Source organism: Cryobacterium sp. N19, from assembly GCF_002929595.1.
Classification (GTDB): Bacteria; Actinomycetota; Actinomycetes; order Actinomycetales; family Microbacteriaceae; genus Cryobacterium; species Cryobacterium flavum.
The window spans coordinates 93,467-119,599 of record NZ_PJJR01000049.1 but is presented as its reverse complement, the minus strand read 5'-3'; the positions used below and the strand labels follow the sequence as shown (position 1 = coordinate 119,599).

Genomic DNA, 26,133 nt, shown 5'->3' with positions numbered 1-26,133 from the left:
GGACTTGCGCCGGTGCGCGGGAGTTGTGGCCTGGCCGGTACTCCCGCGCGTCGCGCCGCGCTGGACTTGCGCCAGTGCGCCCCAGTTGCGCCTCGCGCGCAGCGGCGCAGCTCCCGCGTAGGCAGAAACAGGGCTAATAGACCTCGCGAAAGTGCCCGATGAAGGTGATCGTGTTGCCCTCCGGGTCGACGATGGTGGAGAGCTGCACGCCCTTGTTCGCCTGCACGATCTCGCCCGGTTCCAGCCCGCGACCGTGCAGTTCGGCGGGGTGCGCTGGCAGGTCATCGACGGCGAAATTGAGCAGGCCGGTGCCGGCGCGGGTCTCATCGTGAGTGAGCTGCAGCCATCCGTTGTCGGTCATCCGCCATTCCACGAGCAGACCGGCCATGGGAGCATTGTCGGCCCGACGGCCGAGGAGTCGTTCGTACCAGCGGTGTGCGGCCTCAAAATCGGCCACCGGAACGACGGCGAGAAGATGATTGATGGTCATGGGGCCTCCTCGGTTCACGCTTGGTGTCGCCACCGCACCCCGACCGGCCGCGCATGGCCCGGGTCGCGTCGGTCGGAGCCGCCGGGCGAGCTCGCGGCACTCGTTGGAGATGGCGGCACCCGTAGGAGTGAGTGCCCGGTCCTCTGAGGAGTGCCACGACGAGCGGATGCCCGGCTCCCGCAAGTGCCACAAGCTTGCCGAGCCCGGTTAGGGTTTTGATATGAGCTCCTTTGCGCTGCCCCGCCGTTCCCTGCGCATTCTGGCGACCGGAGTGGCCCTCGTCGGGCTCGCGGCGACGCTCATCGCCAGCCCGGCCCCGCCAGCCACAGCCGCCGCTCCCACTTCCACAGTCGCCCCAGCCGCCGCGGCCACCGCCCGGGACGCCTCCGACCCCACACTGATCGACCCCGCCACCTTCGACCCCGGCCTCATCATCAGCGACTACAACTTCTTCAACCCGGACGCCCTCCCCGAGAGCGGCATCCAGGATTTTCTCGAGGCTCGCTCCTGCCGGCCGAGCGACGGCGTGCCGTGCCTCTGGGAGTACCGCGAGACGACGACCAGCCAGCCAGCCAAGGGCGACGGGCACTGCCTGCCGTACACCGGCGCTGAGAACGAATCGGCCGCCCGCATCATCGCGAAGATCGCGGCGGCCTGCACGATCAGCCCAGAGGTCTTGCTGGTGCTGCTGCAGAAGGAGCAGTCGCTGCTGACCCGGCCCAGCGCATCCGGTTATCTGCGCGCCACCGGCTACGGCTGCCCGGACACCGCGGACTGCGACGCCCAGTACTTCGGCTTCTTCAACCAGGTCTACAACGCGGCCTGGCAGTTTCGGCAGTACACCCAGGAGCCCGACCGGGCGTTCCAGATCGGCAGCGTCGACGTGGGCTTCAACCCCAACGCCGAGTGCGGCGCCTCCACCGTCGCCATCAAAAATCAGGCCACCGCCAATCTCTACAACTACACGCCGTACCAGCCCAACCCGGTCGCCCTCGCGAAGGCCGGCGACGAGGGCGACGGATGCTCGACCTACGGCAACCTCAATTTCTGGCTGTTCTACAACGCCTGGTTCGGAGTCTCCACCCTCGAACCGTTCTCAGTGCTGTTCGACGACTGCCTCAACTATGTCGGCGGCCAGGGCTGCCGTGTTCCGACGCTGATCCCCACACCGTGAGTCAGTTCGCGCGCGGTCCAAGCCTGCGGCGATTGGCGCAAGTGACCTGCCTCGCCGTTGTCCTCGCGTCGATCGTTGCAGCAGCGCCCTCGGCGTCGGCAGCCGACGATTACCCCACCTGGGCCGAGGTTGACGCCGCCCGGTCGAGCGAGACCGCCACGGCCGCCGAGGTGAAACGGATCGAGTCCGCGCTCGATGGCCTGCAGGCGCGCGCGGCCGCTCTCGGCGATACGGCCGTGACCGAGACCGCGCTCGCTGCGGTGGCTCAGGCTGAGCTCGAGAAGGCGACCACCCAGCAAACGGTGCTGACGGCCCGAGCGGATGCGGCATCCGCTCGGGCTGATGCGAGCGGTGAGCGCCTCGGCGTGCTCGGCGCCCAGCTCTACCGTTCCGGCGGCAGCAGCCTCGCCGTGGGCGCCCTCTTCGATGGCGGGAAGGCCAACGACCTGCTCTTTCAGCTCGGCGCCATGTCCCGGCTCACGGAGCAGGCGGGCCTGATCACCGAGCAGGCCGATACCGAGCGCAACGCGGCGGCAGCCCTCACCGCTCAGGCCGACATGAAGACACGGGAGCGCGATCGCCTGCACGACGAGACCCTGTCAGCTCTGGCGGCTACCGAGACGGCGCAGCAGTCAGCGGATGCCGAAGTTGCCCGCAAGCAGGCGTCCAGCGATGTTCTCTATGCCCAGCTGGCCTCCCTCAAGAACACGTCCGCGGAGGTGGAACGGCAGTACCGCACCGGCGTGACCGCGCAGCACGACTACGAAGAGCAACAGCGGCAGGCCGCAGAAAACGCCGGAGCCGGGGATGCGGGCGAGCAACCGACCGTTCCCAGTGTCCCGACCAGCCCGGTCGTTCCGGTCGTTCCCCCGACCGGCGGTACCGTCGACCGCCCCGGCGCCCAGCGCATTGCTGCGGCCCAGGTGGCAGCCAGGGGCTGGGGCGACGCCGAGCTGACCTGCCTGGTCTCCCTGTGGCAGCGCGAGTCCGGCTGGCGAGTGAACGCCTACAACGCCAGCAGCGGCGCGTACGGAATTCCGCAGTCCCTGCCCGGAAGCAAGATGGCTTCGGCCGGCGATGACTGGCAGACCAACCCGGCCACTCAGATCAGCTGGGGCCTCGGCTACATCGCCTCACGCTACGGCACGCCCTGCGGCGCCTGGGAGCACTCCGAGACCAACAACTGGTACTGAGAAGGTCACTCCCGAACGCTGTACACCCACGGTACCTGGCCGATTTCGAGACGGTGCCGCCCGCCATCCCGCTCAGCGAGCGCGTCATCGGCGTACGCGACGTCCCCCGCCCAGAACAGCGCCGGCCCGCGCTCGCTCGCACCAAGCCGGGTTTCGTAGTGCGCCAGTCCGCGCCGCCCGGCACTGGCCACGATTTCGGCCACCGTCCCGTACCCCTGCAGCCCGTGCAGGGTCACCCAGGTCGGCGCGACCAGGGTCATCACAGCGGATGCGTGCCGCTGAAGCGCCGCTTCCGGCCGCAGCCAGGCGTAGTCGATGACTTCGTCTTCGGCGAGCGCGATGGAACCGGGCGGTGCCGTCGTGACGTAGAACCAGGTGCGCAGCCGCTTCGGGGCGCTCGACGGCGGAACCCACAGCGCCGTCGCCACGAGAGAGTCTGGCTCGACCTCGAGCCCGGTCTCCTCTCGCACCTCGCGCACGGCCGCCCGACGGGCGGCGAGTTGCTCGACGGTCTCGGCCCAAGCCGCCGAGCGGCGGTCGGGAGCCTGCACGGCGCGGCTGGCGCTGCCGGCCGGCGCTGCGGCATCCGCTTGCCGTCGATCGCCCGGGTCGACGCCGCCGCCCGGAAACACCCACGCCCCAGCGAAAGACCCGCGGTGACGGGGGCGTTCGAGCAGCAGCACTTCCGGCCCGGCGGAGCTGTCACGCAACAGAACGACGGTCGCCGCGACCCCCAGGGGCACTGGTTCGGTATCGTGCGTCATCGCCGGTCCTTTGGTGTCAGGTCGTGCAGTGTGATCCACCCTAACGCCCGGTATCGGAACGACCCGGCCAGTAGGCTGAAAGTGAGCCGAAGCGTATCGCCGGTGCCACGAGGGTACCGTCGCTGTTTCGGTGCAAGGAGTAGTGAAGCATCATGAAGGCAGCTCGTTTTCACGGCCCGGCAGACATTCGCATCGAGGACATTCCCGCACCCGAACTTCGACCGGGAGCCGTCGCCATCGACGTCGCCTGGTGCGGAATCTGCGGAACCGACCTGCACGAGTACCTCGAAGGGCCGATCTTCATTCCGGCCGAGGGACACCCCCACCCGCTCTCGCACGAAGAAGAACCGGTCACGCTCGGGCACGAGTTCTCCGGCACCGTCACCGCGCTCGGCGAGGGTGTGACCGACCTCGCCGTCGGCGACAACGTCGTGGTCGAACCCTATTTCGTCTGCAACGAGTGTGCTCCCTGCCTGGCTGGCAACTACCACCTCTGCACGAAGATGGGCTTCATCGGCCTGGCCGGCGGAGGCGGCGGACTCAGCGAGAAGGTCGTCGTCGACCGCCGCTGGGTGCACGCGATCGGCGATATCCCGCTCGACGAAGCCGCGCTCATCGAACCGCTGTCCGTTGCCCACCACGCTTTCGTGCGCAGTGGAGCCAAGGCCGGCGATGTCGCCCTCATCGGCGGGGCCGGCCCGATCGGCCTGCTCGTCGCCGCAGTGCTCAAGGCCGAGGGCCTGACCGTGATCATGTCCGAGCTCAGCGAGGCTCGCAAGGAGAAGGCGCGGGTCACCGGGGTGGCCGACCACGTGCTCGATCCCAGCAAGGAAGACGTCGTCGCCCGGGTGCGCGAACTCACCGGCGGCAACGGAGCTGACGTCTGCTTCGAGTGCACCAGCGTGAACGTTGTGCTGGGCCAGTTGTTCGACGCGGTTCGGCCCGCCGGCGTCATCGTGAACGTGTCGATCTGGGGCAAGCCGGCCAGCATCGACATGCAGAAGCTCGTGCTCAAGGAGATCGACCTGCGCGGAACGATCGCGTACGTGCGCGATCACCCGGCCACGATCAAGCTCGTGCAGGACGGCCGGGTCAAGCTGGCTCCCTTCATCACCGGGCGCATCGCCCTCGATGACCTGATCACACAGGGCTTCGACACGCTGATCAACCACAACGAGACCGCGGTCAAGATCATCGTGCACCCGTAATCCGGGTTAACCGGCGGCGCCTCCAGTCGGGGACGCCGCCGATCGCGGCAGTAGGCTGCCTTCTATGCCCGCCATCCTGCGCACGAGCCCGCTCACCCGCAGTCTGCTCGCGCCGAACGCCGGGCCGATGACGCTCGACGGCACCAACAGTTATCTCATCGGAGCACCCGACTCGAGCGGCATCGTCGTAGTCGACCCGGGGCCGCTCGACGAGGGCCACCTCGCGGTCCTCGCCGCGGCCGGCCGGGTGGAACTCGTGCTGATCACGCACCGGCACGCCGACCACACCGCGGCGAGCGTTCGTTTCGCCGAGCTCACCGGAGCCCCGGTGCGGGCGTTCGATGCGGCCTTCTGCGTGAATGGTGACCCACTCAGCGACGGGGAGCTGCTCGCGGTCGCCAGCACCAGCATCCGCGTTCTCGCCACCCCCGGCCACACCGACGACTCGGTCTGCCTATACCTGCCGGGCGACGGCGAAGCCGGCTCTATACTCACCGGCGACACCATTCTCGGCCGCGGTACGTCCATCATCGACGACAGCCTCGCCGACTACCTGGCCTCGCTCGAGACCCTGCGCGCGCTCGGGTCTGCCACCGTTCTGCCCGCGCACGGCCCCGTATTGCCCGACCTAGCGGCCATCTGCACGGTCTACCTGGCGCACCGCCACGAGCGTCTCGATCAGGTGCGGGCCGCGCTTGGCGAACTCGGTTCCACAGCGACGGTGGCACAGGTCACCGATCTCGTTTACGTCCAAACGGATGCCGCGGTGCGGTTCGCAGCCGAGGCCTCCGTCACAGCGCAGCTGGCCTACCTGCGCGCCGAGCGCTGACTGAGCTCGCGAGCCTACTGGTCGGGCTTTTTGTCGTCAGTAGTCCGAGCCGCACGTGCCCGGGCCTCGAGGGTCCGGGCCGTCAGGGCGCGCGCCCGCGCAGCGGCAGTGTCCGCTGCAGCGCTAAATCGGGCATTTCTGCCCCCTGAGCTGGCTGCGCGGGCAACCTTGTTGCTCTGTTTGGGGTTTTGGGCCATGGTGCATTCTCCAATCACGTGAAAACGGGAGATGACTCCTGGTTGAACCCTATCCGCCCGACGCCGACGGCGCCTATGTGACGTTCGTCGGCGCCTCGCTCATCCCTCCACGTCATAACTCCTGCAATCTGTCTCGTTGGTTTTCAGTTCTCCCGTCATTACGCGGGTCTAATCGTCAAGGTCCAGAAATTGCAGGAGTTATGCGGGAAGCCTCAGACGTCCCCCGCAATCTGCCGCTTCGAGGCGTTACCCAGGGCCGCCTTGCATCCGAAACAGACCGAACGGTATGGTTACTGTAGCGCTGCAACTTGGCGTTCACCCCTATTCGCCGTCGCGATGCGCTAGCTTATGGGGAGATCGGGGGCGGCGATCGATACCCGGCGCAGCCCAGACCATGCTCAAAGGGGAACTTCATGCGCCATCGCTCACTACTCACGACCATCGCCGCCGCCGCTCTGCTGTCGTTGACGCTCGCGGGCTGCAGCGCCGAGAAGGCCGCCGAGAAGCTCGACCCGGCCGAAGGCCCTCTGCAGAAGTACATGTCGGGAATCTACGAAGGCTTCGACGAAGACTCGGCGATCGCGGGGCAGAACGAGCAGGAAGAACTCGTAGCTGCCTGCATGTCCGACGAGGGCTTCGACTACTCTCCCGTCGACGCCTCGCAGTACAGCGGCATGATGACCGACACCGACGAATACGGAACCGAGAAATGGGTAGCCGAAAACGGCTACGGCATGAGCCAGTCCCCGGAGCAGATCGCCGAGCAGGAGGCGCAGAGCGCGGAATTCGTCGACCCGAACCAGGACTACCTGGCGTCGCTGTCCGAGAGCGAGCAAACCGCGTACAGCGAAGCACTCTACGGTCCGCAGCCCACCGAAGAGGAGCTCGCCGACGGCTCCTACGTCGACAGCTACGAGATGGCGGGCTGCTACGGCTCCGCCAGTCAGGAAGTCAACGGCGACCAGCCATCGCAGGAAGAACACGCGGCGGTCTACGACGCGATGAGCCTCATGTATGAAGACCTGCAGGCGTCCCCCGCGATCGTGAAGCTCGACGCCGAATGGGCGGCCTGCATGGCCGATGCCGGGTATGCGACCTTCGCGAAGAAGGCGGACGCCCAGGAGTCGATCATGAATGAGCAAAACGCGCTCTACGAAGACCAGACGGGCGCTGCCCCCGACGAGACGATCCTCGCTGATCTGCGAGAGAAGGAACTCGCACTGGCCATGGCCGACTTCACCTGCGCGGAAGACCTTGGCTACACCGAAGCAACGACCAAGGTACAGTTCGAGTTGGAAGAGCAGTTCATCACCGATCACAAGTCCGAGCTCGACGCGCTCATCGCGGACTACGAGCAAGGCAAGTAGGTGTCGCGCCTGTTCTGGCGACGAGCAGCTACAGAGCAAGACGCGACCGAGGTGATCGACGCGATCGACCCCGGCACCTCGCCGGCCCGGTCGCGCAGCCAGGGCTGGCGACGCCTGTTCGCCGGTAACCGGGTGATCTGGGTCATGGCCACGGTGGCCATCATCGCGCTCGTGGCCGGCCTCGGGCTCGGCCAGTTGATCGTCTCACCCGGGCAGGCGGCAGCGGATGCCGATGCTCCCGCCGGCGGTCTCATCACCGTGCCCATCGAAAACCGCACACTGGCCAACGACGTCACCATGCGCGGCGACGCGACCTATGCCGATTCGGTGGAGGTCAGCATTGAAACCGGCGAACTCGCCGGCGCGCCGATCGTCACCGGGCAGGTTCCGGAGGTCGCCGCCATATTCGATACCGCGTCGATCGCGCTCGAGGTCACCGGGCGCCCAGTGATCGTCTTGCCGGGCGACCTGCCGGTCTATCGCACCCTGCGGGTCGGCGTTTCCGGCCCCGACGTTCTGCAGTTCAAGCAGGGTTTGAACGCGGCCGGAATCGATGCCGGCGCGCTCGACTCCGACGTGTTCGACGCGAAGACGGCGAGCGCGGTCACTGCCCTCTACGCCAAGGTCGGCTATCCGGCACCTACCGGCGGCGCCGACGTCGCGAGCGCGGTGAGCAGTGCCGAAGCCGGGGTGACGAGCGCGCAGGCATCCGTTGACAGTGCCAACGGCGCGCTGACCATCGTGCAGGGCACGAGCGCGAACGTTGACGTGGTCGAACAGGGCAACCTGGTGCGCAGCGCTCAGCGCGCCCTCGCCGACCTGCAGGCCGCGGGCACTCCGACCCAGATAGCGGATGCCGAGGACGCCGTCACCCTGGCCCTCGCACGGCAGGCCCAGGCCCTCGCTCCCCGCGACGCGAGCGCCGAGAAGGCCGCCGTCACCGCGGCCAAGGCCGAGTTGACCCGCGCCGGCGAAACCCTGAGCGACGCCCGTGACGGCGCGCTCGCCTACCTGCCGGCCGGCGAAGTGCTCTACCTGCCCGGCCTGCCCCGCCGCGTCGACGAGATTAGCGTGAAACGCGGATCGAGCATCACCGGACCGGTCATGCGCGTCTCCGGCGCGACCTTGGTCATCTCCGGCTCGGCCACGGCGAGCGACGCCGCACTGCTCGAAGTCGGCGCCCCGGCCATGCTCGCCATGCCCGACGGCGACCAGCCCGCCACGATCAGCTCGATCCTGCCGGCCGAACCGGCCAGCGGCGAGACGGCTAGCGGCCGGTTCACCGTGCTGTTCGCGCCCGACGCGCTCACCGACGAACAGATCCAGGCCGTGCAGGGCAGCAACGTGCGCGTGCGCATCCCGGTCAGCTCGACCGAGGGCGAAGTGCTCGCCGTTCCGCTCGCCGCGCTGACCGCCGGGCCTGGCGGTGAATCCCGGGTCGAGTTCGACCCCGGCGACAACGCCGAGACCGTGCTGGTCGAGGTGACGACCGGGCTCGCCGCCGAAGGGTTCGTCGAGATCACCGCCGTCGATGGCTCACTCACGGCCGGCGACCTCGTCGTGGTGGGCCGGTGATGGGCCGGTGCTGACAGCCCCGGTCGTCGAACTGGTCAACGTCACGCGGTCGTTCCCCGGTCCGCCCGAGGTGCAGGCGCTCAAATCGGTCAACCTGCGGGTGGAGCGCGGCGACTACCTGTCGATCGTCGGCCCCAGCGGCTCGGGTAAGTCGACCATGCTCAACCTGCTCGGCCTGCTCGACCGGCCGAGCGTGGGCGAATACCACCTCGACGGCCGGGACACGAGCCTGCTCGACGAGAAGCAGCGCGCCATCGTGCGCGGCGGCACCATCGGCTTCGTCTTTCAGGCCTTTCACCTGCTGCCGCACCGCACCGTGCTCGACAACGTGCTGCTCGCCACCCTGTACAGCGGCGTGCCGCGCGCCGAACGCGAGGACCGCGCCCGCGCCGCCCTTGACCGGGTGAAGCTCAACCACCGCCTCGACTTTCTGCCCGGCCCCCTCTCCGGCGGTGAACGCCAGCGCGTGGCGGTGGCCCGCGCCGTCGTCGCCTCGCCCGAGCTATTGCTCGCCGACGAACCCACCGGAAACCTCGACGAGACCACCGGCGGCGAGGTCATGGATCTCTTCGAGGAACTGCACGCCGACGGCCTCACCCTCATCGTCATCACCCACGACCAGGCGGTGAGCGATCGGGCCGAGCGGCGCGTGCGCATCACCGACGGTCGCCTGAGCGAGTTGTCGTGACGTTTTCCTTCAAGCGGATGCTGCGCCGCCGTTCCCGCGCCGCCGCCGTCCCCGAGACTGTCTCGGGGGACGATCTGACGGCATCCACTGAACTGGCACCTGGCGCCGCCAGCATCGTTCCGGTCATTCGCCGTGCCGACCGGTTCTCGGTTCAGGACCTGCTGGTGGAGGCGAGCTACGGCGTCGGGGCACGTCCCAGCCGACTCATCATGACAACCCTCGGAACCGTGCTCGGCATCGCCTCGCTCGTCGTCACGATCGGGTTCGCGCAGACCGCCGCCGGGCAGATTTCCAGCCAGTTCGACGCCGTTTCGGCGACCCAGGTCATGATCGAACCGGCCACGACCCGCAACTCGAGCGGCGCCGAGCAGGCCACCAGTCGGCTGCCGTGGGATGCCCCGGAGCGGCTCGATCGCCTGGCGGGGGTGGAACGCGCGGGTCTCGTGGCCGATATCGACGTGGCCGGCCAGCTCATCACGTCTGTTCCGGTGAACGATCCCTCGGCCGCGCAGACTCTGAGTCCCGCCGTCATCGCCACCTCGCCGGGCCTGCTCGCGGCAGTGCGCGGCAACATCGTCACCGGGCGCTACTTCGATGCCGGCCATGACGAGCGTGCCGATCGGGTGGTCGTGCTCGGCGCGCGGGCGGCCGAGACGCTCGGCATAAACCGGGTCGACTCGCAGCCGTCGATCTTCATCGGCGACGTTCCCTACACCGTCATCGGCATCATCGACGGCGTCGAACGCCGCGCCAACCTGCTCGACGCTGTGATTCTGCCGATGGGCACCGCCCGCGCCGACTTCGCCCTGACCGCTCCGGCCGAACTGCACGTGCAGATCGCTGTCGGCGCCGGCACACTCGTAGCGCGGCAGGCACCGATCGCGCTCGACCCGAATGCTCCCGAGAACTTCACGGTGCAGGCACCAGCCACCGCCTCGTCACTGCAAGACAACATTCAGGCCGACATCAACGTTGTCTTTCTCACGCTCGGCATTCTCGCCCTGCTCGCTGGCGGTCTCGGCATCGCCAACGTCACCCTGCTCTCGGTGATGGAACGGGTCGGTGAGATCGGTCTGCGCCGGGCCCTCGGTGCTACCAAACGCGACATCGCCCGGCAGTTCATCGTGGAGTCGGCGGTGATCGGGCTGCTCGGCGGCCTGATCGGCTCGGCTCTCGGGGTGTTCGCGGTGGTCGTCGTGTCGCTGCTGCAGGGTTGGACGCCCATCCTCGATCCCGTAGTCGCCATCGGCGCGGCCCTGCTCGGAACCGTCGTCGGCCTCGCCGCCGGCGCTTACCCGGCGGTGCGCGCCTCCAACATCGAGCCGATCACGGCCCTGCGCGGCGGAACCTGAGGGGTTCCGGCCGCCGCACGTTGAACCGTTTTCTCACCGAGCCGGGCTACGGTTACGGCGTCCACCACGACCGCAACGGCAGTTCGCCGACACCGCCACGTTCGTCGGGCCTGGTCATCAGCACCTGGTGCAGTTGGATCCCATTGCTCTCGAACCCGAGCCTCGAGCCCGCCATGTACAGCCCCCACACCTTTGCCGTGGGCAGCCCGACCTCCTCGACCGCCTCGTCCCAATGCTCGACCAGGTTGGCGCACCAATCGCGCAGCGTCAGCGCGTAGTGCTGGCGCAGGTTCTCCTCGTGCAGCACCTCCAGACCCACATCCTGCGCCTCGCTGATGATCCGGCCCGAGCCGGTGAGCTCTCCGTCGGGAAAGACATAGCGATCGATGAAGCCTCGGGTCGCCGGCTCGGTGCGGTTCTCTGGCCGGGTGATGCAGTGGTTGAGCAACAAGCCTCCGGGGCGCAGTCTGTCCTGCAGAAAACGAAAGTACGACGAATAGTTGCGCACGCCGATGTGCTCGAGCAGCCCAATGGATGACACGGCGTCAAAGCCGGTTTCGGTGATGTCGCGGTAGTCACCGAATCGAACCTCCGCCAGATCGCTCAGGCCCTCGTCGGCGATGGCCCGCTGCGCCCACTCAGCCTGCTCTCTCGACAACGTCACACCGGTGGAGCGGATGCCGCGGCGGGCGGCGTAGCGCACCATACTGCCCCAGCCGCAGCCGACATCGAGCAACCGGTCGCCGGGGTTCAACCGCAACTTCTCGAACACGAGCCGGTACTTGTTCTCCTGCGCCTGGTCGAGGGGGGCGTCGCTGTCTGGGTAGCAGGCGCAGGTGTACGTCATCGATGGCCCGAGCACCCACTCGTAAAACCGGTTCGACACGTCGTAGTGGTGGTGGATCGCTTCGGCGTCACGTGTCTTGCTGTGCCGCAGCCCGCTGGCGACGCGGCGCCATCGAGCCTGCGCTTCTTCCGGCGGCGGACTGATCGGGCGCAACTGCCTCACACCGATAGAGCGGATGATGTCCACCATCATCCGCGCGCGTGGCCGGGTGAACTCGAGGCTGTTGGCGAGCGCCTTGAGCAGCTCATAGGGGTCACCGGGGTGCACACCGTGGATGTCGAGGTCGCCGGCGATATAGGCGCGGGCCAGTCCGAGGTCACCGCGGCCGGTAGCGAGGTAGGTCGTGCCGCGCGGGACCAGAAGGTCCAGCCCGAACGGCGCATCCGGTGGTCCCGCCGTGCTCCCGTCGTAAGCGGTGAAGCTCACCGGGAGGCGACCGCCGGCCAGAATCTCCAGAACCTGCGCGAGGGTGAACTTGCCCGCCGGGGCATCCGTCGTCTGTATCGACTGATCCTTGAACGTGGTCACTGTCGTTGCACCGCCTTCGCATAGAGGTCGAGGAGGCGGGAATCGGGGTCGTACCGCTTCTTCGCGGCCCGATAGACGTCCCCGCCGTAGAGTTCGTCGAACTCCTCCCGTGAGTAGTAGGAGTCGGAGTAGAGCGATTTGTGCCCGTGAAGGTCGCCGATCTTGCGTTCGATCAGCCGGTTCGTCTCGCCCTCGACCTGCCCAACCGGCACCGTCGACCAGAACCCGACGTTCACGTAACTCTGTCGCGGTCGAATCGGGTAGAGCGGCCAGCGATCGTCGGCTCTCAAGCGCAGCGGGCACAGCCAAATCGGAGCGATCGGTACGGTCTCGAGGAACCAATCCAGAAATTCCGTGCACCGCTCCAGGGGCAGCTCGACGTCTTGCACCACCCGCTCACGGGGCGGCTTGCCGTGCAGTTTCTCAAGGCGATCGCCAAGGTGGAACCGCTGTTCGATCCGCATCAGCGTGGCGTAGAAGCTGCTGCGGCGGTAGCGCGCGGGCCAGAACCGACGAATAAGCGGATGCTGCGCGCCAAACGCCTCAGAGCACCAGAACCAGTCCGTGTCCCAGCGCCACAGGTAGTCGTAGATCGTGAGGCGGTCGGTTGTCACGCCGCGCTCGTGCCGCATGGAGCGATAGTAGATCTGTTGGCCGGTGTAGTCGCTGACCGGGCCGGGCGCGCCAGTCTGTCTACCCACGCAGAGGTAGCTTTCGTCGGCGCTGAACACCACGCCGTCGAGATAGTCAACCGCGACGCCGTCGAGGCTGCCGGTGGCCATGATGCCGTCTATAGCGGCGACCAAATCGACGGGCGAGTGGAACCGCACGTGCGCGAGAGCGACGAAGGGTTTGACGGGTTCGAGTTCGATGCGCAGGCGCACCGCGTAGCCCAGAGTTCCGTAGGAGTTGGGGAAGGCGCGGTACAGCGCGGTGTTCTCGCTCGATGATACGGTCAGCACTTCTCCGGCGCCGGTCAGGACGTCCAGTTCGAGCACCGACTCGTGGGGCAGGCCGTTGCGGAACGACGTCGACTCGATGCCGAGGCCGGTGACCGCGCCGCCAAGGGTGATGGTCTTGAGCTGTGGCACGACCAACGGCACCAGCCCGTAGCGCAGCGTCTCGGCGACGAGGTCGTCGTAGGTGCACATGCCGGCCACGTCCGCCGTTTGCGCCGCAGCATCCACTGAGATGACGCCGGTCAGGCCGGACGTGTCGAGGCCTGTCGCCCCGGTCTTCGATCGGGTTCGGAACAGATTCGAGGTGCGCTTGGCCAGTCGAATCGGGGCCGTTGCCGGGACGGCCCGATAGCGCTGCAGAAGGCGCTGCACGCCTGCGGCGTGAGCGCTCTGGGCGTTGACCACAGCAGCGGGCACACCATCACGTTAGTCCCATGCGGCATCCGCCGCGACCGGTAATTCACTAGGCGAGCAATAAGAGCGGTGGCCCAAGCCTCCGCCCTTCCCGCACCAGACGCTCCTCTAGAAGTCCCAGTCGTCGTCCTCGGTCACAACAGCCTTGCCGATGACATACGACGAACCCGAACCCGAGAAGAAGTCGTGGTTCTCGTCGCCGTTGGGTGAGAGCGCCGAGAGAATCGCCGGGTTCACGTCGCAGACGTCCTTCGGGAAGATCGCCTCGTAGCCGAGGTTCATCAGCGCCTTGTTGGCGTTGTAGTGCAGAAACATCTTCACGTCTTCGGTCAAGCCGACCTCGTCGTACAGGTCCTGCGTGTACTGCACCTCGTTCTCGTACAGCTCGAACACGAGGTTGAAGGCGTAGTCCTTGATCTCGTCGCGACGTTCCTGAGTGGCCTTCTCAAGGCCCTTCTGGAACTTGTAGCCGATGTAGTAGCCGTGCACCGCTTCGTCACGAATAATCAAGCGGATGAGGTCGGCCGTGTTGGTGAGGCGGGCCCGGCTGGAGAAATACATGGGCAGGTAAAAGCCCGAGTAGAACAGGAAGGACTCGAGCAGAACCGAGGCCACCTTGCGCTTCAGCGGGTCGTCGCCCTGGTAGTAGTCCATCACGATCGAGGCCTTGCGCTGCAGGTTCTCGTTCTCGGTCGACCAGCGGAACGCCTCGTCGATGTCCTTGGTGTTGCTCAGGGTCGAGAAGATCGACGAGTAGCTTTTGGCATGCACGGATTCCATGAACGCGATGTTCGTGTACACGGCTTCCTCGTGCGGCGTGATCGCATCGGGGATGAGCGAGACGGCGCCGACGGTGCCCTGGATCGTGTCGAGCAGGGTCAGCCCGGTGAACACGCGCAGGGTGAGCTGCTGCTCCACCGGGGTGAGCTGGTTCCACGACTGGATGTCGTTGCTCAGCGGGATCTTCTCGGGCAGCCAGAAGTTGTTGGTGAGGCGGTTCCACACCTCGACATCTTTCTCATCTTCGATCTTGTTCCAGTTGATCGCATCAACATGCGACACCAACTTGACCTTGGGGCTACTCATGATTCGTCCTTCATAGACATTCCGGTGTTCAGAAAAGTTACAGCGCGCACGAGACGCAACCCTCAACCTCAGTGCCCTCAAGGGCCATTTGACGCAGACGGATGTAGTAGATGGTCTTGATGCCCTTTTTCCACGCGTAGATCTGGGCGCGGTTGATGTCGCGGGTGGTGGCGGTGTCCTTGAAGAACAGCGTCAGCGAGAGGCCCTGGTCCACGTGCTGCGTCGCCGCCGCGTACACGTCGATGACCTTCTCGTAGCCGATCTCGTAGGCGTCCTGGTAGTAGTCCAGGTTGTCGTTCGTCATGAACGGCGCCGGGTAGTACACGCGGCCCAGCTTGCCTTCCTTGCGGATCTCGATCTTCGCTGCGATCGGGTGGATCGACGCGGTGGAGTTGTTGATGTACGAGATCGACCCGGTGGGCGGCACGGCCTGCAGGTTCTGGTTGTAGATACCGTGCTTCACAACGGATGCCTTGAGCTCGGCCCAATCCGCCTGTGTGGGAATCGACACCCCGGCCTGGCTGAACAGCTCGGCGCCGCGGGCGGTGGTCGGCTCCCAGACCTGGTCGGTGTACTTGTCGAAGAACGCACCGGAGGCGTAGGTGGAGTTCTCGAAGCCCTCGAAGGTGCCACCGCGCTCGATGGCGATGGCGTTGGAGGCCGTCAACGCGTGGAACAACACCGTGTAGAAGTAGATGTTGGTGAAGTCGATGCTTTCTTCGCTGCCATAGTAGATGCGCTCGCGGGCCAGGTAGCCGTGCAGGTTCATCTGGCCAAGGCCGATGGCGTGCGAACGGTCGTTACCGTCTTCGATGGAGCGAACCGAGCTGATGTGGCTCTGCTCGGACACCGCGTTCAGGCCACGGATGGCCGCGTTCACGGTGCGACCGAGGTTGCCGGAGTCCATCGCCAGGGCGATGTTCATCGAGCCGAGGTTGCAGGAGATGTCCTTGCCGATCTCGTTGTACGAGAGGTCCTCGTTGTACGTGGTCGGGGTGTTCACCTGCAGAATCTCGGAGCAGAGGTTCGACATGTTGATACGACCCTCGATCGGGTTCGCCTTGTTGACGGTGTCCTCGAACATGATGTACGGGTAGCCGGACTCGAACTGGATCTCCGCGAGGGTCTGGAAGAACTCGCGCGCCTTCATCTTGGACTTCTTGATGCGGGGGTTGTCGACCATCTCGTGATATTTCTCGGTCACGGAGATGTCGGCGAAGGGCACGCCGTAGACCTTTTCCACGTCGTACGGCGAGAAGAGGTACATCCACTCGTCGTTCTTGGCGAGCTCGAAGGTGATGTCGGGAATGACGACGCCGAGCGAGAGGGTCTTAATGCGAATCTTCTCGTCGGCGTTCTCACGCTTGGTGTCGAGAAAACGCATGATGTCTGGGTGGTGCGCCTGCAGGTAGACCGCTCCCGCGCCCTGGCGGGCACCGAGCTGGTTGGCGTAGCTGAAGGAGTCTTCGAGCAGCTTCATCACGGGAATGATGCCGCTGGACTGGTTCTCGATCTGCTTGATCGGCGCGCCGGCCTCACGAATGTTGCTCAGCAGCAGCGCCACGCCGCCGCCACGCTTGGAGAGCTGCAACGAGGAGTTGATGCCGCGGGAGATCGACTCCATGTTGTCTTCGATGCGCAGCAGGAAGCACGAGACGAGCTCGCCGCGCTGAGCCTTGCCAGAGTTCAAAAACGTGGGGGTCGCGGGCTGGAAGCGTCCGGCGATGATCTCTTCGACCAGGGCGACGGCGAGCTTCTCATCACCGGAGGCGAGACCCAGCGCGGTCATGACGACGCGGTCTTCGAAACGCTCGAGGTAACGCTTGCCGTCGAAGGTCTTCAGCGTGTACGAGGTGTAGTACTTGAAGGCACCGAGGAAGCTCTGAAAACGGAACTTCTTCGAGTACGCGAGGTCGTTCAGGCTCGTGATGAACTCGAACGAGTACTGGTCGAGTACGGCCTGTTCGTAGTATTCCTTCTCGACCAGGTAGTCGAGGCGCTCGCGCAGCGAGTGAAAGAACACGGTGTTCTGGTTGACGTGCTGCAGGAAGAACTCGCGGGCAGCCTCGCGGTCCTTGTCGAACTGGATCTCCCCGTTCGGGCCGTACAGGTTGAGCATCGCGTTGAGCGAGTGGTAGTCCATGCCCGACGGTGCATCGATGGGCGTGATCTTCACGGCTGTTGTTTCCAAAATTCTTCCAATCCGTCGTGAACGATGCGCACATCATCCGGTGTTCCAAATACTTCGAAGCGATAGAGGTGGGGCACCTTGCACTTGGCGGCGATGATGTCGCCAGCCAGGCAGTATGCCGTACCGAAATTCATGTTGCCGGCGCCGATGACGCCGCGAATCAACGACCGATTGGTCTCGTTGTTCAAAAACTTGATGACCTGCTTGGGCACCGCCCCGCCCACACTGCCACCACCATAGGTGGGCACGCAGAGCACGAACGGCTCCTGGGCGACGAGCGGCTCCTCACGCGCATGAAGCGGGATTCGCGCTGCCGTTCGACCAAGTTTCTCGACAAACCGGGCAGTGTTGCCCGAGGTGCTCGAGAAGTACACGATGTCAGTCATCTAGTCTGGCGATTCTGATCGGGCGGCGCGTTGAGGCGGGGGTGTGCTGGTGGTGGCTACGCGAGGCGAGCAGCGAGTGCGTTGATCTTGTCTGGACGAAAGCCCGACCAGTGCTCTTCGTCGGTGATCACGACGGGCGCCTGCAGGTAGCCCAATGCCTTGACAGCTTCGAGGGCGTTTTCGTCGACCGAGAGGTCGAGCACCTCATACTCGATGCCCTTGTTGTCGAGGGCACGGTAGGTGGCCGTGCACTGCACGCAGGAGGGCTTCGTGTAAACGGTGATTGCCATGATTATGGCCTTTCTTCTTGGCAGGTCAAGTCTAAAACTGTTCGATATACTTCGCAAGTATGTTCGATGAAACTCTTCGATTTCCGGCGAGTATTCGTCAGAAATCGTCGTTCAAAGTGAGCAAGCGTACTGTCGGGCTGTAGTGCCTGACTAGAGTTTCAATACTACATCTAGTGATCGCTACGCTCAATAGCCACTACATGCAGTAATTACATTTGTGTAGTTATCCACCGACATTCCACACGTTGCCCACAGTCCCCCGGCGCAAAACCGCCGACATTCCGCGGAACTGCACCGGGTTATCCACAGGCACCGCCCGGAACATTATTTTGCCTGTGGAATCTCGGGCGGCGTGTCGTATCGGCTGGCCCCAGGCACACGAGAGCCCCGACGTCCGAAGACAGTCGGGGCTCTATCGTGAGTCGAATTCGGTCAGTGACTGCCGGAACGACGCTTGTTGTAGACGTCGAAAGCCACGGCGCCCAACAGCACGAGCCCCTTGATGAGCTGTTGGAACTCTGTTCCCACACCGAGAATCGACATACCGTTGTTCAGGATCCCAATGATCAGGCCACCGATGATGGCACCGGTCACCGTGCCGATACCGCCCGTAACCGCCGCGCCACCGATGAATACGGCCGCAATTGCATCAAGTTCGAAGCCATCACCGGCCTTGGGATTGGCGAGGTTCAGCTGTGCGGTGAAGACCAGGCCGGCGAGGGCCGCGATAACGCCCATGTTAACGAAGAGCAAGAACGTGACCCGCTTGGTCTTTACACCCGAGAGGGCCGCCGCGAGCCTGTTCCCGCCAAGCGCGTACACATGTCGCCCGAAGACGCTTCGAGACATCACTGCGGAATATCCCACGGTGAGAATGCCGAGCACGACGAGCACGATCGGAGTGCCACGGTAGCTGGCGAGCAGGAACGTTATCAATAGGATCAGTCCAGCGGTGAACACGAGCTTGACCAGGAACCACGCTAGCGGTTCATCTTCCACGTCGTACTTCCTGCGCGCCATGCGAGATCTCACGCCCTGAGCCACCAGCAGGACGGTTGCGAGTAATCCCAGCCCCACTGTCAGCGGTTCCAGCAGACTCGTTCCGCCCCCGAGGTCCGGCAGGAACCCACTGCCAAGCGCACGGAACTCGTCAGGGAACGGCGAGATTTGCTGGTTTTGCAGAGCGATCTGAGTGAGACCACGGAATGTGAGCATGCCGGCCAAGGTGACGATGAAGGCCGGTATGCCAAAGTAGGCGATCCAGAACCCCTGCCACATTCCCACGAGCGCACCCAGGATCAGGCAGAGAATGATGGCCCCCCACCACGGAATATGCCATTGGGTGATCATGACCCCCGACATCGCGCCAACGAAGGCCACAACCGAGCCCACCGACAAATCGATATGGCCCGCGATGATCACCATGACCATACCGACCGCGAGGATAAGGATGTAGCTGTTCTGCACGATCAGGTTCGACACGTTGATCGGCTTCAGCGTAATTCCTGAAGTCGCCACTTGGAAGAAAATGATGATGGCAATCAGAGCGATGAACAGGCCGATCTGGCGGAGCTGTCCGGCGAGATAGTCGAGTGAGGATCTGAAGACAGTCATCAGCTTTCCTTGTCCCTTTCCTGGGTCATTCGTTGCATGAGATATTCGGCTGTGGCCTGGCTGCGTGGCACATCCGCGGTGATACGCCCCTCCGCCAGAGTGTAAATACGATCGCAGATACCGAGTAGCTCCGGCAGCTCGGAAGAAATGACGATGACCCCCTTCCCCTCATCGGCGAGCCGATTGATGATTCCATAGATTTCGTACTTAGCACCCACGTCGATACCACGGGTGGGCTCGTCCAGGATGAGCACGTCGGGGTCTGAGAACATCCACTTCGAGAGCACGACCTTTTGCTGATTCCCGCCAGAGAGCTTGCCGGTAATTGCTTCCACGCTCGGTGCCTTGATGTTCATACTTTTGAGAAAGCCTTCCGCGACGGTGGACTCGCGGTTCGCATCGACCCAGCCGCTCCGTGCCAGCTTCTGCAGCGCGGCCAGCGAGATATTGCGCTGGATGTTTTCGATCAGGTTGAGACCGAAGTGTTTGCGGTCCTCAGTGGCATAGGCAAGGCCGTGGCCGATGGCCGCCGAGACCGTGTTGGTCTTGATCAGCACCCCATTCTTGAACACTCGCCCCGAGATTTTGGCCCCGTAACTGTGGCCGAAGACGCTCATCGCCAGCTCGGTGCGCCCGGCCCCCATGAGGCCAGCGATGCCTACAATCTCGCCCGCTTTCACGTGGATATTGGCGTCCTTGACGACCATACGATCATGGTGCAGTGGATGGTAGACAGTCCAGTCCTCTACGCGCAGGATCTCTTCGCCGATGTGCGGCGTGTGGTCCGGATACCGACTCCCCAGGTCTCGGCCAACCATCCCCTTGATGATGCGCTCCTCCGAAATCTCATCCTTGTGCATGTCGAGGGTCTCAATGGTCTTGCCATCTCGGATGATCGTGACCTTGTCGGCGATTGCCTTAATCTCATTCAGCTTGTGGCTGATCATGATCGAGGTGATCCCTTGGCCTTTCAGGTGCTTGATCAGATCAAGCAGGTGCGCTGAGTCCTCGTCATTGAGAGCGGCGGTCGGCTCATCCAGGATGAGCAGCTTCACCTCCTTGGAGAGCGCCTTCGCGATCTCCACGAGTTGCTGCTTGCCGACGCCGATGTCGGTTACTTTCGTGATGGGGTTGTCTTTCAGCCCCACTCTGGCGAGGAGTTTGGCCGCCTCGCGGTTGGTCTTATTCCAGTCGATCCAGCCATTCGTCTGCTGCTCGTTGCCGAGGTAGATGTTCTCGGCGATCGACAGGTAGGGACTCAGCGCGAGCTCCTGGTGGATGATAACGATGCCCGTGGCCTCGGACTCGTTGATGGTCTTGAACTCGACGGTCTCGTTCTCGAAAACGATCTCGCCGTCGTAACTGCCGTGCGCGTAAACGCCACTCAGCACCTTCATCAAGGTGGACTTTCCCGCACCGTTCTCACCACAAATAGCATGAATCTGGCCGCGTTCGACCGCGAGGGAGACATCCTGGAGTGCCTTGACACCTGGGAAGGTCTTCGTGATGCCGCGCATCTCGAGAATGTTGGTTGTCACCGTTGCTCCTTCTTTCATGCCTGAGGGGTAGTCGTGGCGGCGGTTCCCCACCGCCACGACCTGTTGAGGAGGGGGACTTACTTCAGGTCGGCTTCGGTGTAGTACCCGCTATCGACGAGAACCTCCTTGTAGTTGTCGATGGTGACCACGGTGGGCTGGAACAGGAAGGTCGGGACGTCCTTGACCTTGTTGTTATAACTCTTCGTGTCGTTGACCTCCGGGATCTTGCCGTTCAGGATGTCATCGGCCATCTTCACGGCTTCCTTGCCCAGTTGGCGAGTGTCCTTGTAGATCGTTGAATACTGCTGGCCCGAGATGATCGACTTGACCGACGCAGCTTCAGCGTCCTGGCCGGTGATGACCGGCAGGGCGTCCGCGGAGTAACCCGAGCTTGTCAGCGCCGAGATGATGCCGATGGAGAGGCCGTCATACGGGGACAGCACACCGTCAACCTTGCTGCCGTCCGAGTATGTGCTGGCGATGAGGTTCTGCATCCGTTTCTGTGCTGTCGAGGGGTCCCAACGCAACGTGGCGACCTGCGTGAAACCAGTCTGGCCACTCTTGACGTTGAGAACGCCCTTGTCGATGTAAGGCTGCAGGGTCTCCATCGCGCCGTTGAAGAAGAACGTCGCGTTGTTGTCGTCGGGGCTTCCGGCGAACAGCTCAACATTGAACGGGCCGGCCTCGCTGGTGTCCTTACCGGAAGCATCGAGGATGCCCAGGCCGGTGAGCAGGCTGGATGCCTGGTCGACACCAACCTTGAAGTTGTCGAACGTGGTGTAGTAGTCGACGTTTTTGTTGCCGTTAATCAGGCGGTCGTATGCGATGACCTTGACGCCCGACTTGCCGGCCTGGTCAAGCTGGTCGCTCAGCGCTGTTCCATCGATTGAGGCGATAATGAGGATCTTCGCGCCCTTAGTGAGCATGTTGCTGATCTGCTGCACCTGCGTGGGGATCTTGTCATCCGCGTACTCAAGGTCGACCTTGTAACCGAGCGCCTCCAGGTCGGCTTTGACGGCGTCGCCGTCTTTGATCCACCGCTCGGAGGTCTTGGTTGGCATGGCCACCCCGATGAGCGCACCCTTGTTGGCTCCCGCAGCGTCAGTCGTGGTGGTCGAACCACCACGGGTTCCCGAGCAGGCCGCGAGCGTGAGTGCGAGTCCAATGGCAGCAATGCCGATAAGGACCTTTCGTGTCTTCACTGTGTTTCCCTTCGAATTTCTATATTTTCGACGATGATGTCAAGGCGGCGATTGAGATATTGCTGGTAGTGCTGGTCCCGCTACAGGCCTTGCGCCAGTCGGTAGTAGGCTTGGTTCCAACGCACCTCACGCGTGAAATCCCGCTGGGTGGTGGTCTTATCGATCACAAGAAGCTCGGTTCGAGCTATCTCGGCGAAATCGTGGAAAACCTCGATGCCGACGGCGGTCGACATCACGGTGTGGTGGGCGGCGCCGGCGGTGAGCCAGGCAGCGGCCGAGGTTGCGAAGTCGGGTTCGGGGCGCCAGACGGCGCGTCCCACCGGCAGGTTCGGCAGCGCGGCTGTCGGCTCGACAACCTCGACCACATTCGCCACCAGGCGGAACCGATCGCGAATGTCGCTCATCGCCACAACCACGGCGGGGCCGGGGTCGGTGTTGAAGACCAGGCGCACGGGGTCTTCGCGGCCGCCGATACCGAGCGGATGGATCTCGAGCGTCGGCCGTTCGCTGGTGAGCGAGGGGCTCACCTCGAGCATGTGAGCACCGAGAATCAACTCGGCGCCGGGGGTGAGGTCGTAGGTGTAGTCCTCCATCAGGCTCGCGCCGCCCGGAAGGCCGGAACCCATCACATTGGCAACACGCACCAAAACGGATGTCTTCCAGTCGCCCTCTGCGCCGAAGCCGTAGCCCTGGGCCATCAGGCGCTGAACGGCAAGGCCGGGCAGTTGGCGCAGGGCGCCTAAGTCTTCGAAACTCGTGGTGAACGCGGCGAAGTCGCCAGCCTCGAGGAAGCTCTTCAGCCCCAGCTCGATCGCGGCGCCGTAGCGCAGCGACTCGTGCCGTTCGCCGCCCTTGCGCAGTTCGGGAACCACGTCGTACAGGTCGTCATATTCGGCGACCAAGACGTCGATGGCGGCATCCGTTGCGGAGTGCACGGCCTCGGCCAACTCGTTCACAGGCCAGGTGTTGACCTGCACGCCGAAGCGCAGTTCGGCCTCGGTTTTGTCGCCCTCGGTCACGGCCACGTAGCGCATGTTGTCTCCGAAGCGGGCGAGCTTCATGCTGCGGCTGGCTGCCCAGCCAGCCGCGGCGCGGGTCCAAGAGCCGATGCTGCCGGACACGGCCGGGTTGGACACGTGGCCGACCACGGTCTTGCGGGTCACGCCGAGACGAGTCTGGATGTAGCCGAACTCACGGTCGCCGTGCGCGGCCTGGTTGAGGTTCATGAAATCAAAATCGATCTCGGCCCAGGGCAACTCGACATTCGCCTGCGTGTGCAGGTGCAGCAGGGGCTTGGTGAGCGCGTCGAGGCCGGCGATCCACATCTTGGCCGGGGAAAACGTATGCATCCAGGCGATCAGGCCGATAACGCGGTCGTCGGCATTGGCATCAAGGGCGGCACGGCGGATGGACTCGGAGTCTTTTAGCACCGGCTTCCAGACCACATTGACCGGGACGGCGGTCGATGAGTGGAGCGCCCGAGCGATTTGCTGGGATTGCTCGGCCACCTGGCGTAGGGTCTCTTCGCCGTACAGGTTCTGGCTTCCGGTGAGGAACCAAACCTCGTATTGGTCGAGGGTCGTGGTGAGAGATGCCATTACTTCAGTGCTCCCTGCGGTGCTTGTCCGTAGACGTTCTGGTATCGGGCAAATAGGGAATCGATGGAATCCTGCGAAATGGGAACGAGGTCGCCGCCCGCTCGGGCGAGCTGCACCGTGCGGGCCACGTCTTCCACCATCACGGCGGCCTTCACTGCGTCCCGGGCGTCCTTACCAATCGTGAACGGCCCGTGGTTAGCCATCAACACGGCCCGCGAACGGTGGCCGGCGAGGGTCTCCACGATGCCGCGGCCGATCGAATCATCACCGATAATCGCGAACGGTCCCACCGGAATCGGGCCACCGAATTCATCGGCCATGGCCGTGATCACACACGGGATGGCTTCGTTACGGGCGGCCCAGGCCGTGGCGTAAGTGGAATGCGTGTGCACGACGCCCCCAACGTCAGGCATGTTCCGATAGACGTACGCGTGCGCCGCGGTGTCACTCGACGGCGAACGGTCGGCGCCGGGCGTGCCCGGTATGACATTTCCCTGGAGGTCGCAGAGAATCATGTTCTCGGGAGCCAGGTCGGCATAGTCGACTCCGCTGGGCTTGATCACGAAGAGCTCCGCGCCCGGCACACGGCCGGAAACGTTGCCACCGGTCCAGACCACGAGTCCATTGCGGAACAGCTCGGCGTGCAGGCGGGTGATCTCGGCGCGAACGCGGGCGATCGCTACTTCGATCTGGGGTCCGTAGGTACTCATACCGACACCAGCGCTTCCCGTGCGGTGACCGCAGCCCGACGTTTGAGGGCCTTGAGGCGGTGCATAACGTCGTTTTCGCCGCGACCAAAATAATCGTGCAGCCGCGTGTATTCCGCGAATAGCTCGTCATACGCCGCCGAAGACGCCTCGTTGGGCACATAGACGTTTTTGTTGAGCTTGCCCATCTTCTCGCCGGCCGCGCGCACGTCGGGGTAAGCGCCGGCAGCAACGGCGGCGTGAATAGCCGCGCCAAGCGCGGGGCCCTGATCGCTCGCGATAGTGCTGATGGGCATGCGAAGGATATCGCTGTAAATCTGCATTAGGAACGCGTTTTTCAACAGGCCGCCGGCCACGATGAACTCGGTCACCGGCACGTGGCTGTCGTTGAATGTTTCCACGATGGCGCGGGTGCCAAAGGCCGTTGCTTCCAGCAGTGCACGATAGATCTCTTCGGGCCGGGTAGTGAGGGTCATGCCGATGACTAGCCCGGAGAGTTCGTGGTCGACGAGTACTGAGCGGTTGCCGCTGTGCCAGTCGAGCGCCACGAGCCCGTGCCCGCCAACGGGTTGGTCTTTGATGAGCTCGGTGAGGTACTCATGCACGCTGCGGCCGAGCGCGCGGGCCTCTTCCACGTATGCCGCCGGTACCTGGTTATTGACGTACCATGCGAAAATGTCGCCAACGCCGGATTGGCCGGCCTCGTAGCCGTAAAGCCCGGAGATGATGCCGCCGTCGACGACGCCGCACATCCCCGGCACCTCGGCGAGACGGTCGGAGTTCATCACTTGACAGGTGCTGGTACCCATGATGGCCACCATTTGGCCGGGATTCACAGCCTGCGCGGCCGGGGCTGTCACGTGGGCGTCCACGTTGCCGACTGCCACGTGAATGCCTTCGGGGAGCCCCGTCCAGGCTGCGGCCTCGGCCGACAGCGAGCCAGCGGATGCGCCGAGCTGACCGATCTCGTGCGCCACTTTGTCGAGGGCAAAGCGGGAAAAGGCCGGATTGAGCGTGCCGAGGAAGGCCTCGCTCGGGTACTCGCCGTCCTGCAGGATGCCTTTGTAGCCAGCAGTGCAGGCATTGCGCAGGTAACGCCCGGTCAGCTGCCAGACGATCCAGTCGGCGGCCTCGACCCAGTGGTCCATACGGTTGTAGAGCTCGGGGTCTTCCTCGAGAAGCTGGAGTCCCTTGGCGAATTCCCATTCGCTCGAGATCAGCCCGCCGTAACGCGGCAGCCAGCTCTCACCGCGCGAGGTCGCGAGGTCATTGATGCGGTCGGCCTGGCCCTGTGCCGCGTGGTGGCGCCAGAGCTTCACATACGCGTGCGGGCGGCCCGCGTATTCGGCGAGCTCGTTGAGCGGCGTACCGTCGGCGAGTACGGGAACCATCGTGCATGCAGTGAAGTCGGTCCCGATTCCGATGACGCGAGATGGGTCAATGCCAGCGCTTGCGACGGCGGCCGGAACGGCACTCTGCAACACGGCCACGTAGTCCGCGGGTACTTGAAGTGCCCACTCGGGAGGAAGCGCCTCACCAGTCGCGGCGAGGGTCGTGTCCATGACCGCGTGGGGATAATCCAGGACGGCGGAGCCAATCTCGACGCCATCGGAGACGCGTACGACCACGGCCCGGCCGGAGAGAGTTCCGAAGTCGACGCCGATGACGTAAGACTCGGCGTCAGCCACCGCCGCAGCGCTTGCTGCAGGGTTGACCGATTCTCCGGCAGATGGGCGGGGCGCGGTGGTCACGAAATTGACTCCTTTGTCGATTCTGGTGCGAACGCAAGGCGACGTCCCGTCGCGATGGATTGCCACAGGTCATCATCAAAATGTGAACGGTCACATTGATGAGTTCACTTTGGCCCAGACTCGATTCGCCTGTCAATGCCCTTTTATCTCGTTTGGATAACGACGCCGAAACGAGGCTGGTTAGC

The 26,133-nt window shown here is 64.3% G+C and carries 22 protein-coding genes; 8 read left to right on the top strand and 14 right to left on the bottom strand.

The annotated features are described in order from the left end of the window. Positions 1-133: 133 nt before the first annotated feature. Complete coding sequence (locus tag CXY78_RS08450) at positions 134-490, bottom strand: VOC family protein (RefSeq protein ID WP_104088984.1); 357 nt, start codon at positions 488-490, stop codon at positions 134-136. 220 nt (positions 491-710) lie between these two features. On the opposite strand from CXY78_RS08450, the gene CXY78_RS08445 reads away from it, so the two are divergent. Together CXY78_RS08445 and CXY78_RS21635 are read left to right on the top strand one after the other, a co-directional pair. Next, complete coding sequence (locus tag CXY78_RS08445; RefSeq protein ID WP_233206132.1) at positions 711-1,664, top strand: hypothetical protein; 954 nt, start codon at positions 711-713, stop codon at positions 1,662-1,664. A 41-nt stretch (positions 1,665-1,705) separates the two neighbouring features. After that, entirely contained in the window at positions 1,706-2,857 is a 1,152-nt protein-coding gene (locus CXY78_RS21635; RefSeq protein ID WP_233206142.1) for a hypothetical protein, read from the top strand. A 5-nt stretch (positions 2,858-2,862) separates the two neighbouring features. On the opposite strand, the gene CXY78_RS08435 is transcribed toward CXY78_RS21635, so the two are convergent. Further along, a complete protein-coding gene (locus CXY78_RS08435) occupies positions 2,863-3,621 on the bottom strand; it encodes an NUDIX hydrolase (protein WP_092340380.1) in 759 nt (252 codons plus the stop codon). 152 nt (positions 3,622-3,773) lie between these two features. Between CXY78_RS08435 and CXY78_RS08430 the strand changes: the two genes are divergently transcribed. The 6 genes from CXY78_RS08430 to CXY78_RS08405 all read left to right on the top strand — a co-directional run bounded on the left by CXY78_RS08430 (position 3,774) and on the right by CXY78_RS08405 (position 10,837). Further along, positions 3,774-4,829, top strand: a complete 1,056-nt coding sequence (locus CXY78_RS08430) for a 2,3-butanediol dehydrogenase (protein WP_092340381.1) — start codon at positions 3,774-3,776, stop codon at positions 4,827-4,829. Between the two features lie 64 nt (positions 4,830-4,893). After that, on the top strand, positions 4,894-5,658 hold the full coding sequence (locus tag CXY78_RS08425) for an MBL fold metallo-hydrolase (RefSeq protein WP_092340382.1): 765 nt from the start codon (positions 4,894-4,896) through the stop codon (positions 5,656-5,658). Positions 5,659-6,268: 610 nt separating this feature from the next. Then, positions 6,269-7,222, top strand: a complete 954-nt coding sequence (locus CXY78_RS08420; protein ID WP_104088982.1) for a hypothetical protein — start codon at positions 6,269-6,271, stop codon at positions 7,220-7,222. After that, positions 7,223-8,797, top strand: a complete 1,575-nt coding sequence (locus CXY78_RS08415) for a hypothetical protein (protein WP_233206131.1) — start codon at positions 7,223-7,225, stop codon at positions 8,795-8,797. It abuts the gene before it with no gap. Next, a complete protein-coding gene (locus CXY78_RS08410) occupies positions 8,754-9,485 on the top strand; it encodes an ABC transporter ATP-binding protein (protein WP_092340384.1) in 732 nt (243 codons plus the stop codon). Before CXY78_RS08415 ends, CXY78_RS08410 begins: the two co-directional genes overlap by 44 nt. Further along, positions 9,482-10,837 (top strand): ABC transporter permease, encoded by a 1,356-nt coding sequence (locus tag CXY78_RS08405; protein WP_233206130.1) that lies wholly within the window; start codon positions 9,482-9,484, stop codon positions 10,835-10,837. The genes CXY78_RS08410 and CXY78_RS08405 overlap by 4 nt, the downstream gene beginning before the upstream one ends. A 52-nt stretch (positions 10,838-10,889) precedes the next feature. On the opposite strand, the gene CXY78_RS08400 is transcribed toward CXY78_RS08405, so the two are convergent. The 12 genes from CXY78_RS08400 to araB form a co-directional block, all read right to left on the bottom strand. Then, positions 10,890-12,212: a class I SAM-dependent methyltransferase gene (locus tag CXY78_RS08400; RefSeq protein ID WP_104088981.1), complete on the bottom strand. Its 1,323-nt coding sequence runs from the start codon at positions 12,210-12,212 to the stop codon at positions 10,890-10,892. After that, complete coding sequence (locus CXY78_RS08395; RefSeq protein ID WP_104088979.1) at positions 12,209-13,588, bottom strand: FAD-binding oxidoreductase; 1,380 nt, start codon at positions 13,586-13,588, stop codon at positions 12,209-12,211. The genes CXY78_RS08400 and CXY78_RS08395 overlap by 4 nt, the downstream gene beginning before the upstream one ends. Positions 13,589-13,693: 105 nt before the next feature. Further along, positions 13,694-14,671 (bottom strand): class 1b ribonucleoside-diphosphate reductase subunit beta, encoded by a 978-nt coding sequence (nrdF, locus tag CXY78_RS08390; RefSeq protein WP_092340387.1) that lies wholly within the window; start codon positions 14,669-14,671, stop codon positions 13,694-13,696. A 37-nt stretch (positions 14,672-14,708) separates the two neighbouring features. Beyond that, entirely contained in the window at positions 14,709-16,814 is a 2,106-nt protein-coding gene (gene nrdE, locus CXY78_RS08385; protein WP_104089188.1) for a class 1b ribonucleoside-diphosphate reductase subunit alpha, read from the bottom strand. A 29-nt stretch (positions 16,815-16,843) separates the two neighbouring features. Next, on the bottom strand, positions 16,844-17,248 hold the full coding sequence (gene nrdI / locus CXY78_RS08380) for a class Ib ribonucleoside-diphosphate reductase assembly flavoprotein NrdI (protein ID WP_092340388.1): 405 nt from the start codon (positions 17,246-17,248) through the stop codon (positions 16,844-16,846). Positions 17,249-17,304: 56 nt separating this feature from the next. Then, on the bottom strand, positions 17,305-17,538 hold the full coding sequence (nrdH, locus tag CXY78_RS08375; RefSeq protein ID WP_035880942.1) for a glutaredoxin-like protein NrdH: 234 nt from the start codon (positions 17,536-17,538) through the stop codon (positions 17,305-17,307). A gap of 432 nt (positions 17,539-17,970) precedes the next feature. Next, positions 17,971-19,152, bottom strand: a complete 1,182-nt coding sequence (gene mmsB, locus CXY78_RS08370) for a multiple monosaccharide ABC transporter permease (protein ID WP_092340389.1) — start codon at positions 19,150-19,152, stop codon at positions 17,971-17,973. Beyond that, on the bottom strand, positions 19,152-20,690 hold the full coding sequence (gene mmsA / locus CXY78_RS08365; RefSeq protein WP_092340390.1) for a multiple monosaccharide ABC transporter ATP-binding protein: 1,539 nt from the start codon (positions 20,688-20,690) through the stop codon (positions 19,152-19,154). The genes mmsB and mmsA overlap by 1 nt, the downstream gene beginning before the upstream one ends. A 77-nt stretch (positions 20,691-20,767) precedes the next feature. Further along, a complete protein-coding gene (gene chvE, locus CXY78_RS08360; protein ID WP_092340391.1) occupies positions 20,768-21,892 on the bottom strand; it encodes a multiple monosaccharide ABC transporter substrate-binding protein in 1,125 nt (374 codons plus the stop codon). Between the two features lie 80 nt (positions 21,893-21,972). Further along, positions 21,973-23,490, bottom strand: coding sequence for an L-arabinose isomerase (gene araA, locus CXY78_RS08355; RefSeq protein WP_104088977.1), 1,518 nt, complete (start codon positions 23,488-23,490; stop codon positions 21,973-21,975). Beyond that, complete coding sequence (locus tag CXY78_RS08350; RefSeq protein WP_092340393.1) at positions 23,490-24,200, bottom strand: L-ribulose-5-phosphate 4-epimerase; 711 nt, start codon at positions 24,198-24,200, stop codon at positions 23,490-23,492. Before CXY78_RS08350 ends, araA begins: the two co-directional genes overlap by 1 nt. Beyond that, the gene (araB, locus tag CXY78_RS08345) at positions 24,197-25,885 is read right to left on the bottom strand and encodes a ribulokinase (RefSeq protein WP_092340394.1); all 1,689 of its coding nucleotides are present in this window, start codon (positions 25,883-25,885) and stop codon (positions 24,197-24,199) included. Before araB ends, CXY78_RS08350 begins: the two co-directional genes overlap by 4 nt. Positions 25,886-26,133: the final 248 nt, after the last annotated feature.

Bases quoted from the DNA above. Each gene is read 5' to 3' on its own strand.
- nrdH (WP_035880942.1), bottom strand. From the start codon at position 17,538: ATGGCAATCACCGTTTACACGAAGCCCTCCTGCGTGCAGTGCACGGCC.
- nrdF (WP_092340387.1), bottom strand. From the start codon at position 14,671: ATGAGTAGCCCCAAGGTCAAGTTGGTGTCGCATGTTGATGCGATCAAC.
- CXY78_RS08350 (WP_092340393.1), bottom strand. From the start codon at position 24,200: ATGAGTACCTACGGACCCCAGATCGAAGTAGCGATCGCCCGCGTTCGC.
- CXY78_RS08425 (WP_092340382.1), top strand. From the start codon at position 4,894: ATGCCCGCCATCCTGCGCACGAGCCCGCTCACCCGCAGTCTGCTCGCG.
- CXY78_RS08410 (WP_092340384.1), top strand. From the start codon at position 8,754: ATGGCTCACTCACGGCCGGCGACCTCGTCGTGGTGGGCCGGTGATGGG.
- CXY78_RS08445 (WP_233206132.1), top strand. From the start codon at position 711: ATGAGCTCCTTTGCGCTGCCCCGCCGTTCCCTGCGCATTCTGGCGACC.
- nrdE (WP_104089188.1), bottom strand. From the start codon at position 16,814: ATGGACTACCACTCGCTCAACGCGATGCTCAACCTGTACGGCCCGAAC.
- CXY78_RS08430 (WP_092340381.1), top strand. From the start codon at position 3,774: ATGAAGGCAGCTCGTTTTCACGGCCCGGCAGACATTCGCATCGAGGAC.
- araA (WP_104088977.1), bottom strand. From the start codon at position 23,490: ATGGCATCTCTCACCACGACCCTCGACCAATACGAGGTTTGGTTCCTC.
- CXY78_RS08420 (WP_104088982.1), top strand. From the start codon at position 6,269: ATGCGCCATCGCTCACTACTCACGACCATCGCCGCCGCCGCTCTGCTG.
- CXY78_RS08450 (WP_104088984.1), bottom strand. From the start codon at position 490: ATGACCATCAATCATCTTCTCGCCGTCGTTCCGGTGGCCGATTTTGAG.
- CXY78_RS08435 (WP_092340380.1), bottom strand. From the start codon at position 3,621: ATGACGCACGATACCGAACCAGTGCCCCTGGGGGTCGCGGCGACCGTC.
- nrdI (WP_092340388.1), bottom strand. From the start codon at position 17,248: ATGACTGACATCGTGTACTTCTCGAGCACCTCGGGCAACACTGCCCGG.
- mmsB (WP_092340389.1), bottom strand. From the start codon at position 19,152: ATGACTGTCTTCAGATCCTCACTCGACTATCTCGCCGGACAGCTCCGC.